The following is a 14,087-nucleotide window of genomic DNA, read 5'->3' on the forward strand; positions in this document are numbered from 1 at the left end:
GCGATGTTGGTGAACGCTTTGTTGCCATCGCCGGCATCGGACTCTGCGAGTGCGCCTCAGCCCGCCTTCAGTTGCGCTCGCCCAGCGTGCAGGCCATACCGATGAACTGGATAACAGCCGCCGGCGCCATTGCCGCGCTTTGCTCGATGGTCAGCTTCGTGCCGCAAGCTTGGCGCATCGTCAGATCGCGCGACACCAGTGCAATCTCGCCTGTGATGTACAGCTTCACCGTCGCGGGTTTCGCGCTCTGGACCCTCTACGGAGTTGGACTCGGTGAATGGCCCTTGATCGTGACGAACAGCGTCTGTCTGCTGCTTGCATCCTTCATTCTTCTGATGACGCTGCTGCCGCAGGCTGAGAAGGACGCAATGGCTGATACCGTGGACCCTGATGCGTAAGATCGAGGGCTGATGGACAAGGACCTTTATCTTCACGGACTCGTTCGCAAGCTTGAGACGAGTTCGCCCTTGCAGTCCGAGGAGCGAGACCAGCTGCTCCGGCTGCCGCTGACTCTCAAGCAATTCGAGAGCGGGCACGACATCGTCAGCGAGGGTGAGCGCACGAAGCAATGCTGCCTCGTCGCCGAGGGGCTGGTTTGCCGTTACAAGATCGTGGGCGACGGGCAGCGCCAGATTCTGTCCTTGCACCTACCGGGCGACATCCCCGATATCCACTCGCTTCTCATCGAGGTGATGGATCACAATCTCGGAACGCTCACGCCCGCGACCGTTGGCCTCATTCCCCACGAGGCTGTTCGCTCCCTGACCCGCTCCTATTACCGGATCGCTGAGGCATTCTGGCGCGAGACGCTCGTTGAGGCCGCGATCTATCGCGAATGGATGGTGGGGATCGGCCGACGCTCGGCGCCGAGCCGCATCGCCCACCTCTTCTGCGAATTCATCACCAAGATGACGGCGATCGGCCTTTCCGACGGCAAGACCTGCGAGCTGCCGCTCACACAGCCGGAAATCGCCGACGCCCTGGGACTCTCCACCGTTCACATGAACAAGAAGCTGCGCGAGATCAGGCAGGCCGGGCTGGTACGCCTACGGGCTAACAGGCTGACGATCCTTGATTGGGCAGGTCTGTGCAGATTGGCTGAATTCGATCCCGACTATCTGCATCTTCGTGAAACCCACCCCAGAAAGTGAGCTTGTGCCGGAACACCGGACGGCGAGCGGAATTAGACTGTCATGCCACGGTACTTCTTCCACACGCGCGATGGCGAGAACGTCGAAATGGACGACGAGGGCACGGAGCTGCCCAATGAAAAAGCCGCCAAGGACGCTGCGAAGGAGCTCCTTGCCGGGCTCAATCTCGAAAAGCTTCCCAACGGCGACCACATGGAATTGGCGGTCGTCGTCAAGGATGATGCCGGTGCTGACATCTATACGGTCACCCTGAATCTCGACGGCCATTAGATCATCGCGTCCGAATCGACGCGATTACGATGATCTATCACTCTGTGATCGCATCGGATTTTTCCGAAAAGTGGATTCCGCTTTTCGGTCCGATGCTATAGCGCGTCCCGCTCCTGCTCGATCGCTGCAGCAAACTGCCGCATCCAGAAGGCATCCAAACCAGTCACGTTCTGGGCGCCGATGCGGAACTTCTCCTCGCTGCTGCCGTTATATATAGCACTTGGCTAACTATCTGCCACATAAGGAGATTTCGATGCGAAACGTGGTTCTCACGTCCCTTTTTTGCGCCTTGATGTCGACGGCGGCCATCGCGCAAACGTCGACCACGGCTCCAACGCCTTCGCCGAACGCTCCGGCTGATGCGAACGCGCCGCTGCCGGGCGCCAACAGCTTCACCGAGGGGCAAACCAAGAGCCGCCTCGAGGCCAACGGCTATTCCAATGTCAGTAGCCTCAAGAAGGACGACAACGGTGTCTGGAAGGGCACCGCGACGCATTCCGGCGCACAGGTCACCGTGTCGGTCGACTATCGCGGCAACATCACCCGCAACTGATCGCCGCCCCTCCATCTCAAGACGAGGAGAATTCTCATGCGTACCATCACCCGTTCCTATGACACCTACGATGCTGCGCGCCGGGTGGTCGACGATCTCGAGGCTGCCGGGTTCCCCGCGGCGAACATCAGCCTGATCGGCCGTCATGCGAGCACCGACGACAGCAATGCCGGGGAGGGCGCCGGCATCGGTGCGACCCTCGGCGGCGCGGCGGGCCTGCTCGCCGGGCTCGGGCTGCTCGCCATCCCCGGGATTGGCCCGGTCGTCGCGGCTGGCTGGCTTGCGTCCACCGCAGCTGGAGCGGCGGCGGGCGGCGTGACCGGCGGAATCATCGGCGCCTTCACGAGCGCCGGCGAGGACGAGGCGAGCGCCAACTACTACGCCGAAACGGTGCGGCGCGGGGGCAGCGTCGTTTCGGTGAAGGCAGACGAGGACAAGGCGCCGGCGGCGGAGGCCATCATGGATGGTGCGGCTCCGATCGATCGCGACGCACGGCTGACGGACTACAAGAAGGAGGGCTGGTCGCGATTCGACGATCGCAGTGAGCCGTACCGCCCGATCATCTGAGTTCGCCTTGGTTGAATCTGCCCCGCCGGGTCGCGCCGGCGGGGCATTTTTTCGTCCGAACGACCAGGATCGTGACGCGGTGCCACTCGTTTGCCGCCGTTGATTGATCAGGCCAAGGCGCCCAACGTCGTCGGCTTGATGGAAGTGCTCCCGCGCCAACGTCGGGCAAAGCGCGCCGACGATGGCGAATCTGGACCGGACGACGAGAGCGGCCGTTCAGAAGCGCCGGCAGCATCCTGTCATTTGACATCGACAAGCGGCTTGAAAAGGCACTTACTCGTGCTGCCGTTGTCTCCAAACCGCTTCTGGAAATGACCGCGTGCGGCGCATTTTGACGCCCCCAAGCGGAGCGATGCCATGCTTATGGGCAAAGGCCGGCTTAACCTGCGCGACAAGCGCAGGATCGATGTTCTGTACCAGTTCGCGGGCGACTATGACGATCGCCGGGCCGGCTACCTGCTCTTCGACACAAGAGAGTGCGACGACAGCCAGTTCTGCCACCGACTGGTGCTCGAATGCGAGGATGGCGCGTCTGTCGTATTGGTGGTCATGAACCGCAGTGACAGGCACCTGGCGGTGCACGGCCGCGTGCTTTCCGTCGCGGCATAGGGCTGCCCTTGCGTTGGTCGGGAACCTGGCAGTCTCGCTCTCGCTTCTGGAATCTACGGCTGGGGGTCACCGCGCGAGGAGGCTCCCCGATGGGATGGTTCACCAAAGATATCAAGACCATGGATGATCTGTTCGTCCATACGCTCCAGGATATCTACTACGCCGAGCACCAGATCAAAAAGTCGCTTCCCGACATGATCGACAAGGCGACGAGCCCGGAGCTGCAGCAAGGCTTTCAAGCGCATCTTCAGCAGACCGACGGGCACATCGCCCGGTTGAAGCAGGTCTTCAAACAGCATGGCGCCGAGGAGAAAGCCGTCACCTGTCCGGCGATCGATGGAATTCTGTCGGAAGCGAGCGACATCGCCTCCGATGTCGACGACAAGCAGGTGCTCGATGCGGCGCTGATCGCTGCCGCCCAGGCGGTCGAGCACTACGAGATAACCCGGTACGGCACATTGGTTGCCTGGGCCAAGCTGCTCGGCCGCGAGGATTGCGCGGCTCTTCTCAAGCAGAATCTCGATGAAGAATCTGCCACGGATGCAAAGCTGACCAAGCTCGCAACGAGCGTGATCAACCGGCAGGCGGCGTGATGCTTGCAAGCCGGGAGCGGGGTTCTCTCGCTTCCGGCGCTCTTCTCATGATCCGCTGGAGGCATCGTGTTGAACCGCCCCGGGTGTGTCGGAGGCCGCAACTCCCGAGAGGATGGGGCTCTGACGAGCAAGACGACAAACCAGTTCTCGCCGGAGGTGTGCGCCCGCGCGGTGCGGATGGTCCGGGATCATGAAGCCCAGCATTCGTCGCGCCGGGCGGCGATCACGGGCAGTATCGGCGTCATCGACGAGTTTGCCCATCATCGCGCCGCCCTTGATCCAGAAGCGACTGGATCAGGACGTCACACCCCAGCAACGGCGACTTCGTCAATGATATCGGTGCGTTTCGCACCGGACACCAAGTGGCAACAAGCGGTCAGTTCAGCGAGATCGACCGCGGCAGCCAGAGCGCCAGCTCCGGCCAGGCCAGCAGCATCGCGATCAGCAGAAAGGGCGCGACCAGGAACGGCAGCACGCCACGATACATCGCCCCCAAGCTGATCTCGGGCGCCTGGGTCCGGATGACGAAGAGGTTCATCCCGACCGGCGGGTGGATCAGCCCGATCTCGACGACAATGACGAGCAGCACCCCGAACCAGATCGGATCATATCCGGTCGATATGACCAGCGGCAGCAGGACCGGCACCGTGACCAGCACCATGCCGATGCCTTCGAGGAAGCAGCCGAGGAAGATGTAGAAGCCGATCAGCAGCAGCATCACCGCGAGCGGCGACAGGCCCAGTGCCGCGATCGACTTCACTACGGATTGGGCCATGCCGGTCTGCACGACGAAATAGGAGAAGATCGTCGAGCCCAGCACGATCAGCACGAGATTGGCGGTGATCCGCGTCGTCTCGGTGAAGGCGGTCGTGACGTCGCCGCGGGCGAACCCCCTGCGCAGCAGGCCGAGCAATAGTGCGCCGAAGGCGCCGACGGCGGCCGCTTCCGTCGGGCTGAACCAGCCGAGATAGATGCCGCCGAAGGTGACGAGAAAGAGCGCCGCCACGTCCCAGATATTCAGGACGAGCCGGAACGCCTGCGCCTTGCCTTCGCTCGGGAGCTTCGGCGCCGCCTCCGGCCGTAGGCGCACCCAGAGCCAGACCGTCAGCAGATAGAGCCCGGTCAGGACGAGGCCGGGGATCAGCGCGGCGGCGAAGAGCTTGATGATCGAGAGCTGAGCGATGATGCCGTAGATCATCAGGATCAGCGAGGGCGGGATCAGGATGCCGAGCGTGCCGCCGGCCGCCACCACGCCGGCAGCGAGGGCCGGCGAATAGCCGGCTTTCAGCATTTGCGGGATCGAGATCCGGCTCATCGTCGCCGCCGTCGCCAGCGACGAGCCGCAGACCGCGCCGAAGGCGGCGGAGGCGCCGACCGCGGCCATGGCGAGCGAACCGCGCATGCCGGCGAAGATCGCATTGCTCGCCCGGAACAGGTCCCCGGAGAGCCCGGCCATCGTCGCCAGCGCCCCCATCAGCGTGAACAGCGGCAGCACCGAGAGCGCATAGGCGGAGGAAAGCTCGAGCGGCACCGCGCCGAAGACGAGGCGGGCCTTGGCGAAACCGTCGATTGCGGCATAGCCGACGAAGCCGGTGAGCCCGAGCGCGACGCCGACCGGGATGCGCGCCAGGATCATGCCGACCAGCGTCGCCATGCCGATCAGGCCGATGGAGGTCGCGCTCATGAGGCGGCTCCATTGCTGCTGTGCAGGGCCGGGGGATGGGGATCAGCAGTGCCAGCCGCAGCGCGCGGGAAGGCGCGGACCTGTCCGACCGCGCGGCCGAGCACGACGAAGACCGAGACGACCAGCGCCAGCTCGATCGCCAGCAGCAACAGGAAGATCGGCACCGGCAGATCCGGCTTCTGGTCGCCGAAGCGATAGGCGTCGGCGAGCGGCTTGATCAAGGTCAACGCCAGCAGGACGAGGAACGCAAGCGTCGCGATCTCGCCGGCGAGCCGCATCGCCGCCAGCGTGCGCCGGCGCACCATGGTGTCGAACAGGTCGACCTTGATCTGCTCGTCGCGGCGGAAGCATTCCGGCAGGGCGAGGAAGGCGACCAGTACAAGGGTGACCTCGACCAGATCCAGCGTGCCGTGCAGCGGTTTGTTGAAGGCGAGCCGGGCGCCGATGTCGATCATCGTCCAGAGCACCATGACGGCGAGCGCCAGTGCTCCGGCGATCGTCAGCAGCCGCACCGGGTCGAGGCGGCGGAGCTTGCCGGGGCTCATTTGGCGGCACCCACGGCGGCGCGCAGCTCGTCATAGAACGGCTTCGCCTTGATGCCCTTGGCCTCGACCCTTGCGATGAAGCTCGCGGTGATCGGCTTGGCCAGCTCCTCGAAGGCGGCCCGCTCGGCGCCACTGAGCTCGGGGATCTCGGCATTGGCGGCGCGCAGATAGGCACGGCCTTCCGCCTCGGCCTGGTCATAGATCGCGCCGACCTTGCGAGCGGCGGCCGGACCCGTCGTGTCGTCGATCAGCTTGCGCAGGTCCTCGGGCAGGGACTTGTACTTCTCGGCGTTCATTACCAGCGCGAAGGTGCCGGCCGCGGCATCGAGCTGCGTCACGGATTTCACGCTCTCGGCCATCTGGAAGGATTTCGCCGCCTCGTAATTGAAGAACATGCCGGCGATCGTGCCCTTGGAGAGCGAGTCCGCCAGCTCCGCCGGCGGGATGGCGGCAGGCGTCGCGCCCCAGGCTTCAAGCATCGCCGAGGCGATCGGCCCGTTATGGCGCATGCGCAGCCCGCGCATTCCGGCCGGGCTCCTCACCGCCGGGCGGTTGAAGAACAGGCTGAGCGTCGGCGTCGCGATGAAATAGAGCGGCTTCGTGCCCTCGTGCTCGGCGGCGAGCTTGCCCGAGAGCTCGGTCAGGATGCCCGAGGCCTCGGCCGTGCTGAGCGCCTTTGCACTCGCCCCTTCGCCGCGATTGAAGGCGTAGGGCAGATGCGAGATCTCGGTCAGCGGGAAGCGGCCGGGCAGGGCGCCGTGCAGGAAGAAGGCGATGTCGGCGACGCCGGTGCGGGCGAGGTCGTATTGCCGCGGCATCGGCCCCATCTGCGCGGCCGGGAAGATGGCGAGCTTGAGCCGGCCATTGGAGCGCTCCGCCAGCTCGGCGCTCCAGGCTTCTAGCTGCTTGTGCATCTGGTGGTTCGGCGGCAGGTAATGCGAGACCTTGAGCTCGACCGTCTGCGCGATGGCTCCGGTGGCCAGCGAGACCGCCAGCACCGCGCCGAGCAAGGCTCCGATCACTCCCCGTTTCATCTTATCCTCCCCATTCGCTGGTCTTGTTTCTTGTGCGTCGTCCCTAGGCTGCCGTAGCGGCTATCCCGATTGAGGCGTCCAACTTCATCCGGCCGGTGACGATGGAAAGCAGCGCCTCGCAATCGGCCGGGAGCGCATCGCCGCGCCAGGCGACATGCTGGTCCGGCCGGATCAGGGCGAAGCGCGCACCATAGCGGGCGGGCAGGCGCTTATCGCCGGGCAGCAGCAGCTTCAGCGGCACGCCGAGACGGGCTGCCGCGGCGATCAGCGGCGTCGCGTCTGCGCCATCGGCAGCCGTGGCGAGCAGGGTGAAGCCCTGGCCAAAATGGTCGTAGAGCGAGGAGCCGTCGGCGAGCCAGAGATGCGGCGCCAGGCACCCCGGATGGGCTGAGGGCACATAGAGCATGAAATGCTCGACAGGCGGCGCGCTGCCATCGGGCACGATGATCGGGGAATCCTCGTAGCGCGTGCCGAGCACAATGCCGAGCGTGCGGAATTCACGCAGCTTGGTCGCCTCGATGATCTCGCCGACCTCGCGCCTTGTGGCATCGCCGAGCGGTCCCGGCTCCTCCAGCCCCGGCCGGACCAGCTGGTTGCCGACGGCGCCGTAGTTGATCACCGCCTCGGCGATGGTGCGCTCATGCACCCTGCGCCGCTCCGCCGCATAGCTCGCGAGCAGCTCGCTTCCGCCCCAGCCCTGCAGGACCGCCGCCAGCTTCCAGCCGAGATCGACGGCGTCGCCGATGCCCATGTTCATGCCGAAGCCGCCGAAGGGCGGATGCAGATGGCAGGCATCGCCGGCGAGGAAGACCCGGCCCTTCTCGTAGCGGTCGGCGACGAGGCGATGCGCGACCCAGGGATCGCGGCCGACGATCTCGATGTCGAGGTCGGAAAGGCCGGTGCCACGGCGAATGAGCTCGACCGGATCGACGCTGGCCGGGTCGACGTCGTTGGCCAGCTTGGTCGCCATGAAGAACCACAGGCCCTCGCTGTCCATCGGCCCGAGCAGCGAGGGCACCTCCTCGTTGACCATCCAGTACATGATCGCCGGCCCGTGGGCGTGGCGCGATGCCAGCTCCGGCGCGCGGAAGATGATGTTGTAGTTCTTCGAGAAGGCGCCTTCGCCCTCCATCCGGGCGCCGATAGCCTCGCGCACCGAGCTGCGCGCGCCGTCTGCGCCGACCAGATAGGCGCTCGCGACCTCGCGCTCCGCGCCGCTGGTCACATCCTTCAGGCGCGAAACCACGTCGCGGCCATCATCGGCGAAGGAGGCCAGCTCGGTGTTGAAGCGGATCTCGACCCCGGGCAGCGAGGCCGCATGCTGGCGCAGCACTTCCTCCAGCACGTATTGCGGCACCCATTGTGCCTCTTCCGAATAGAGGTCGTTGCGGGCGCGGCTGCCGTTCAGCGCATTGCCGAAGCGGGCGAGCTCGGGACCGTTCATCCGCGTCGCGAAGACGACGTTGGAGGGATAGTCCGGCGGGATCGGCGAGGCTGCGCGCAGGGCATCGGCGATGCCCCAGCGACGCAAGTGCTCGCGGCTGCGGACATTGGTGGTCTTGGCGCGCGGCGAATAGCCGACGCGGTCATTGCGCTCGACCACGAGGCAGCGGATGCCGCGCTGGCCGAGCTCGATCGCAGCCGCGAGGCCGACAGGCCCGGCGCCGGCGATCAAGACGTCGATGTCCTTGCCGGTCTTGGTCACGGTTCTCAGCTCCCCATGATCCGGCGTCAAGCTGCAGCCCGCTCGGCCGCTTCCTGCGCGATCGGGTTGACGAGCAGGCCGATGCCCTCGACCTCGACCTCGCAGACATCGCCGGGCTTCATGAAGAGCTGCGGCTTGCGCGCCACGCCGACGCCGGCGGGCGTACCGGTGACAATGACGTCGCCGGGCTCCAGCGTGATCGCCTCGCTGATGATCGAGATCAGGCTCGCGACGTCGAAGACCATGTCGTCGGTGCTCGCGCTCTGCACGGTCTCACCGTTCAGCCTGGTCGTAAGCCTGAGGCCGCGTGCGCCGGGCGGCAGCTCGTCGGCCGTGACCAGCGCCGGTCCGAAGGCGCCGGTGCCGTCGAAGTTCTTGCCGACGGTCCATTGCGGCGCCTTGAACTGGTAGTCGCGCACCGATCCCTCGTTGAAGACGGCATAGCCGGCGACATGGTCGAGCGCTTTCGCCTTCGGCACATGCTTGCCGCGCCGGCCGATCACCGCGGCGATCTCGCCCTCATAGTCGAGCTGGTCGGACAGGTTCGGGCGGATCAGAGGCGCCTTGTGGCCGATCAGGCTGGTGGCGAAGCGGCCGAACAATGTCGGATAATCCGGCTGCTTGAAACCGCTCTCGGCCGAATGGTCGGCATAGTTCAGCCCGACGCAGATGATCTTGCCGGGGCGCGGCACCACCGGCAGGAAGGTCGCGCGCTCGGGGTCAAGAACCGCGGAGGGCGGGGCGACATCGAGCGCCTTGGCGATCGTCGCACGGGCCGCGTCGCCGCCGGCGATGAAGGCGAGGATGTCGCCCGGCAGCCCAGGGCCGGCCTTGGCGAGATCGATCAGATCGGCTCCGCGATAGGCGGCAAGAGCAGGCTTGCCTCCGCTCAGGATGGTGGCGAGACGCATGGTGTCCTCCTTCTCGGTTGCCTCCAACCAGGGCGGCGAGGCGATGAATGCGGTGTCTTCAGGCGGCGCCGAACAGCACGGTGAGCCGCCGCTCGGCGAAGAGCCAGGTGCCGTCCGGCCCCTTGACATAGCGATCCGCGTATTCGGCGATGAGCAGCGGGGTGGCCGAGCCCTCGCCCGGCCCGTCATGGCGGTAGAGCGTCAGCGCGACCCAGCCGCGGGCCGCATCCGCAGCGAGGGGCTCGATCAGGATGTTGCTCTGGAGATGGCGCGAGCGGCGCTCGGCCATGGCAGCACGCTGGCGGCCCCATTCGGCGATGGCCTTGCGGCCGACCTTGTCGGGGCCGATCCCGTAGAGCGCTCCCTCCTCCGCGAAGAGCTCGCCGACCTTGTCTGCCTCGCCATGGTCGATCAGCCAGGCATGGCGCTGGATCAATTGCTCGATCGCGAGGCGGTCCTGCGGCGAAAGACCAGCAACAATGCGCACGGCGCTGCTCACGCCGGCAGTCCGAGATCGGGCGTGCCGGCGGGCTGGTAGTCGCCGCGGCGCATCGCGACATGCAGCTCGTCGAAGCCCTGGCCGGCCTTGTGCGCCTGATAGACTCGCTCCGGATCGAAGAAGGTGCCGATCGGGTTGGCGGCGAAATCCGGCGAGGAGCGCATCCATTCGCTCGACAGCCGCCAGTCGCCATAGCTGTCGCATTGCAGCTCGACGAAATTGCCCTCGGGGTCCTTGTAGTAGATCGAGATCGTCATGCCGTGGTCGAGGCTGAAGGCAGGCTCGATGCCTTCGTCGCGCAGGCGGGCATAGGACGCCATCAGGTCGGCGAAGCTCTCGTATTCGAAGGCGCTGTGATGGATGCCGTTATGGTTGCGCTTGTCGGGATCGTCGCCGAGGCCCGGCGCCGAGAGGAAAGCGACACGGTGATTGGCCTCGTCATTCGTCGTCCAGGCGTTGCTGGCGTCCTGGAAGGTCGGCCGTGCCCCGACGACCGTGCCATACCACGCCACCATCTCGTCGAGCCGGCTCGTCTTGAAGGTGACGTGATGGAATGCGGGCTTGATGATCTCCATGCCGTCCTCCCGAAAGGGCCATCTCCCGTTCTCCGGGGCGGCCGCTGCTTGTTCGTGAGGAATGGCTAACGTCGGCACAGATACCTGAACAGATGGAAAAATTGCAGGAGCGATAGCAAATCGGTATCGATTAATGGCGTTGGGAGGCCGCAGCAATGAAGCTCGATCACTTCGAGGAGGTGGTGGCGATCGCCGAGCGCGGCAGCATGCGGGCTGCGGCGCGGCATCTGCAGATCGCCCAGCCGGCGCTGACCCGCAGCCTGGCTCTGCTGGAGCGCGAGCTCGGCGCGCCGCTGTTCGAACGTCGGGCGCGGGGTGTGGTGGCGACGCCGCTCGGCGATGCCTTTGTCGCCCGCGCCAGGTCGATCCTGACCGAGATCCGGCGCACGCGCGAAGAGGTCGAGCAACTGAGGGGTGCCGGCACCGGCACGGTGACGGTCGGGCTGTCGATCGCGGCGCATCTCGCTTTGCTGCCGCCGAGCCTGCGGCCGTTCCGCGCCCGTTATCCCGACATCAGGCTGCACATCATCGAGGGTTTCTATCCGACGCTCGAGGAGCGGCTGCGCGACGGCTCGGTCGATTTCTACATCGGCCCCGATGGCGGAGCGCAACCGGTGCCGCAACTCAGCCGGGAGGTGCTGTTCCACAACCGCCGCATCGTGCTCTGCCGCGCCGGGCACCCGTTGGCGGCTGCGACCTCGCTGCGCGAACTTGTCGGCGAGGACTGGGTGACGACCTCGATCACCGCCGATGCCGGCGACGAGATCAACGCCTTCTTCGCCCGCCATGGCCTGCCGCCCCCGCGCTTGGCGGTGCGCAGCCAGTCGGCGCTGACATTGCTGACCTGCCTCGCCAACAGCGACCTGCTGGCCATGGTCCCGGCGCAGTGGGAGCGCTTCGAGATGACCGGAAAGGCGCTGACCACGATCAGGATCGAGGAAGAGCTGACCGCACCGCCGCTGGTCTTGATCCGGCGCTCCGACCTGCCGTTGACTCCGGCCGCGCTGTCCCTGCTCGACCTAATGCGCCGCGCGACGTCGCGATTGGCTGCCGAATCATAGGTGTCGACAGCGCTACCCCCCACGGCCATCCGGTATGGTCCCGTCGTCGGTCAGCCGGTGATTACATCAGCCTGGAAGCAGGCCCGCCTCCCGATAGCTGTCGATCAAAGCGTCGAAGACGGAGATGTCGGATCGGCTGCGCGCCATGAGTTGGGCTCCCGCGACAGCTGCAAAGATCGCACGCGCGCGCCGCTCGCTAGCGGCGGTGTCCATGTCGGTCGCGGCAGACAGAACGCGCGTCAGCCAGCCGATGTTGATGTCGGCAAATGCGGACACCTCCCGTTTGACCGGGTCGGGAAGGTCGTCGTGCTCGGCCGACATGAAGCTGCACAGGCAGATGCGGTTGTCCTGTTCCAGGGAAACGCGGAACGTGTTCGGATATTCCCTCAACGCCCGCGCGGGATCGTTGCCGCCGTTCCATAGGCCATCCAGCACGGTCTGCGAGTCCTCCCAGTAACGCTTGGCGATGGCGGCGCCGAGGTCGACCTTGGTCGGGAAATAGTAGTGGATCGTCGCGCTCTTGATGCCGACCTCGGCCGCCAGCTCCCGAAAGTTGAGGCCCGTATAGCCATGTGACTGTGCTGCACGCTTGGCCGCCGCCATCACCTCCTCCCTCACATTCGAACCCATCGCAAATCTCCATCATGATTGTCTATCAAGTGATAGATAGAGATTGACGCCCGGTTTGTGAAGCTGTAGCGATTCTCTATCAACTGATAGATAGAGGATTTGAAGATGTCCGAGCAGATCACCCGTTTCGACGCCACCAGGCTCGCCGAACTCGTCCGCAATCGCGAGCTATCACCGGTGGAGATCGTGAAAGCGCACCTGGATCGCATCGAGGCTGTCGACCCGAAGATCAACGCCATCGTGACGGTCGCGGAAGGGGCGCTTGCAGCGGCCAAGGCCGCCGAGGACGCCGTCATGGCGGGCGAGGCATTGGGGCCCCTTCATGGTGTGCCGTTCACAGCGAAGGACTCGATCGATACCGCTGGGGTCCTTACGCAGCGCGGTTCTCCGATCTTTCGGGGCCGGATGCCGACACAGGACGCCACAAGCGTGGCTCGCTTGAAGAAGGCCGGCGGCATCCTGCTGGCGAAGACCAATCTTCCGGAGTTCTCCTACTGGATCGAGAGTGACAACCTCCTGTCCGGCCGCTCGAACAATCCGTGGGATTTGACCAGGACGCCGGGCGGGTCGAGCGGGGGCGAGTCGGCCGCCATCGCGGCGGGCATGTCGCCGCTCGGCCTCGGCACCGACCTCGCCATCTCCGTGCGCGGTCCGGCGGCCCAGACCGGCATCACCTCCATGAAGGCGACGCATGGGCGGGTCCCGATGACGGGAATCTGGCCTCGGGCGCCGCGCCGCTTCTGGCATGTGGGTCCGATGGCGCGTTCGGTTCGCGACGTCGGGCTGGCGTTCTCGCAGCTGATGAGTCCGGATGGTCAGGACGCGTTCTCGACGATCATCGGCGGGTTCGACGCGGGGGGCGCCCGGCCAAACGCCGGCCCGCTGCGTGTCGGCTGGATGGTCGGACCCGGCTTCGGTCCCGTCGATCCCGAAGTTGCCGCGACCGTCCGATCGGCAGCTGAGGCGCTGAAAGACCTCGGCGTCCATGTCGAACATGTCGGCATTCCGGCGCTGGAGCGCGATTTCGCCCTCGACGTTTTCAACCGGCTCCACGTCATGGAGATGAAGCCGGCGTTCCGTGAGGCGACGGCCGGCCACGAGGGCGAGATGTACAAGATGGCGAAGACCATGCTGTCGCTGCCCGACACGTCGATGGCCGACTTCATCGACGCAGAGCAGGCAGCCGAGAGGTTACGCGACGGCTACGCCGATTACTTCACGCGCTTTGATGCTCTGATCACCCATGTGCTGCCGATCCCGGCGCACAAGCACGGCGTCGACCGATTCACCATCGACGGCCAGGACGTGGACGCAACCTACCTGCAGGGCGCGACCGTTCCCCTCAACGTCACCGGGCTGCCCGGACTCGCGATGCGGTTCGGGACGAGCCGGGATGGCATGCCGATCAACGTGCAGGTCGTCGGAGCCTGGCAGGCGGAGGCGACCATCTTGCACATTGCTTCGCTCCTGGAGGGAGTGAGCCCGGTCAAGAACCTCTTTCCTGATATCTGATGCAACGGGCAGGCGGCGTCCGGAGACGGGCGCCGCCATGGCTATCGTCAGATCATGGACGCGTGGGATCAGTGGGCGATGGCGAGCGGGGTGGATGCGACGGCGAGCGCGGCGACGAGGCCGCTCGCCGTCTTTCCGAGCCGCCCGAGCTTTTCGAGCCGGCGGCTGGCGAAGCGGTTCTGACCCTT

At 65.6% G+C, this 14,087-nt stretch carries 17 protein-coding genes; 9 read left to right on the top strand and 8 right to left on the bottom strand.

Annotated elements, in window-relative coordinates; genetic code table 11:
* Positions 1-101: 101 nt before the first annotated feature.
* The 7 genes from V7S63_RS13470 to V7S63_RS13500 all read left to right on the top strand — a co-directional run bounded on the left by V7S63_RS13470 (position 102) and on the right by V7S63_RS13500 (position 3,743).
* Positions 102-398: a SemiSWEET family sugar transporter gene (locus V7S63_RS13470; protein WP_091843663.1), complete on the top strand. Its 297-nt coding sequence runs from the start codon at positions 102-104 to the stop codon at positions 396-398.
* Positions 399-410: 12 nt separating this feature from the next.
* Positions 411-1,151 (top strand): Crp/Fnr family transcriptional regulator, encoded by a 741-nt coding sequence (locus V7S63_RS13475; RefSeq protein WP_336530582.1) that lies wholly within the window; start codon positions 411-413, stop codon positions 1,149-1,151.
* Between the two features lie 42 nt (positions 1,152-1,193).
* Positions 1,194-1,421 carry a DUF6894 family protein gene (locus V7S63_RS13480; protein ID WP_336530583.1) on the top strand — a complete coding sequence of 76 codons (228 nt, stop codon included), beginning with the start codon at positions 1,194-1,196 and terminating at the stop codon, positions 1,419-1,421.
* A 253-nt stretch (positions 1,422-1,674) separates the two neighbouring features.
* Positions 1,675-1,974: a PepSY domain-containing protein gene (locus V7S63_RS13485; RefSeq protein ID WP_336530584.1), complete on the top strand. Its 300-nt coding sequence runs from the start codon at positions 1,675-1,677 to the stop codon at positions 1,972-1,974.
* 36 nt (positions 1,975-2,010) lie between these two features.
* The gene (locus V7S63_RS13490; protein WP_336530585.1) at positions 2,011-2,541 is read left to right on the top strand and encodes a hypothetical protein; all 531 of its coding nucleotides are present in this window, start codon (positions 2,011-2,013) and stop codon (positions 2,539-2,541) included.
* 357 nt (positions 2,542-2,898) lie between these two features.
* On the top strand, positions 2,899-3,150 hold the full coding sequence (locus V7S63_RS13495) for a hypothetical protein (protein ID WP_336530586.1): 252 nt from the start codon (positions 2,899-2,901) through the stop codon (positions 3,148-3,150).
* A gap of 89 nt (positions 3,151-3,239) precedes the next feature.
* Complete coding sequence (locus V7S63_RS13500; protein ID WP_336530587.1) at positions 3,240-3,743, top strand: YciE/YciF ferroxidase family protein; 504 nt, start codon at positions 3,240-3,242, stop codon at positions 3,741-3,743.
* Between the two features lie 376 nt (positions 3,744-4,119).
* Here V7S63_RS13500 and V7S63_RS13505 read toward each other — a convergent pair whose 3' ends face one another.
* Genes V7S63_RS13505 through V7S63_RS13535 form a run of 7 tightly spaced genes read right to left on the bottom strand, consistent with a single transcriptional unit; the run spans position 4,120 to position 10,696 of the window.
* Complete coding sequence (locus V7S63_RS13505) at positions 4,120-5,427, bottom strand: TRAP transporter large permease (RefSeq protein ID WP_336530588.1); 1,308 nt, start codon at positions 5,425-5,427, stop codon at positions 4,120-4,122.
* The gene (locus V7S63_RS13510; protein WP_336530589.1) at positions 5,424-5,972 is read right to left on the bottom strand and encodes a TRAP transporter small permease; all 549 of its coding nucleotides are present in this window, start codon (positions 5,970-5,972) and stop codon (positions 5,424-5,426) included. The genes V7S63_RS13505 and V7S63_RS13510 overlap by 4 nt, the downstream gene beginning before the upstream one ends.
* Positions 5,969-7,006 carry a TRAP transporter substrate-binding protein gene (locus V7S63_RS13515; protein WP_100961455.1) on the bottom strand — a complete coding sequence of 346 codons (1,038 nt, stop codon included), beginning with the start codon at positions 7,004-7,006 and terminating at the stop codon, positions 5,969-5,971. The genes V7S63_RS13510 and V7S63_RS13515 overlap by 4 nt, the downstream gene beginning before the upstream one ends.
* 43 nt (positions 7,007-7,049) lie before the next feature.
* Positions 7,050-8,711 carry an FAD-dependent monooxygenase gene (locus V7S63_RS13520; RefSeq protein WP_336530590.1) on the bottom strand — a complete coding sequence of 554 codons (1,662 nt, stop codon included), beginning with the start codon at positions 8,709-8,711 and terminating at the stop codon, positions 7,050-7,052.
* A gap of 26 nt (positions 8,712-8,737) precedes the next feature.
* On the bottom strand, positions 8,738-9,622 hold the full coding sequence (locus V7S63_RS13525) for a fumarylacetoacetate hydrolase family protein (protein WP_091843629.1): 885 nt from the start codon (positions 9,620-9,622) through the stop codon (positions 8,738-8,740).
* A gap of 58 nt (positions 9,623-9,680) precedes the next feature.
* Positions 9,681-10,121, bottom strand: a complete 441-nt coding sequence (locus V7S63_RS13530) for a nuclear transport factor 2 family protein (RefSeq protein ID WP_336530591.1) — start codon at positions 10,119-10,121, stop codon at positions 9,681-9,683.
* Positions 10,118-10,696: a VOC family protein gene (locus V7S63_RS13535; RefSeq protein WP_091843622.1), complete on the bottom strand. Its 579-nt coding sequence runs from the start codon at positions 10,694-10,696 to the stop codon at positions 10,118-10,120. Before V7S63_RS13535 ends, V7S63_RS13530 begins: the two co-directional genes overlap by 4 nt.
* Positions 10,697-10,851: 155 nt before the next feature.
* Here V7S63_RS13535 and V7S63_RS13540 point away from each other — a divergent pair, with 155 nt between their 5' ends.
* Positions 10,852-11,757 carry a LysR family transcriptional regulator gene (locus V7S63_RS13540; protein ID WP_091843619.1) on the top strand — a complete coding sequence of 302 codons (906 nt, stop codon included), beginning with the start codon at positions 10,852-10,854 and terminating at the stop codon, positions 11,755-11,757.
* 66 nt (positions 11,758-11,823) lie between these two features.
* Here the strand turns inward: V7S63_RS13540 and V7S63_RS13545 are convergent, their stop codons facing one another.
* The gene (locus V7S63_RS13545; RefSeq protein ID WP_336530592.1) at positions 11,824-12,387 is read right to left on the bottom strand and encodes a TetR/AcrR family transcriptional regulator; all 564 of its coding nucleotides are present in this window, start codon (positions 12,385-12,387) and stop codon (positions 11,824-11,826) included.
* A gap of 105 nt (positions 12,388-12,492) precedes the next feature.
* On the opposite strand from V7S63_RS13545, the gene V7S63_RS13550 reads away from it, so the two are divergent.
* Complete coding sequence (locus V7S63_RS13550) at positions 12,493-13,899, top strand: amidase (protein ID WP_336530593.1); 1,407 nt, start codon at positions 12,493-12,495, stop codon at positions 13,897-13,899.
* The last annotated feature ends 188 nt before the right edge of the window (positions 13,900-14,087 follow it).

This window comes from Allobosea sp. CCNWLY174 (assembly GCF_037120455.1).
GTDB lineage: Bacteria > Pseudomonadota > Alphaproteobacteria > Rhizobiales > Beijerinckiaceae > Allobosea > Allobosea lupini.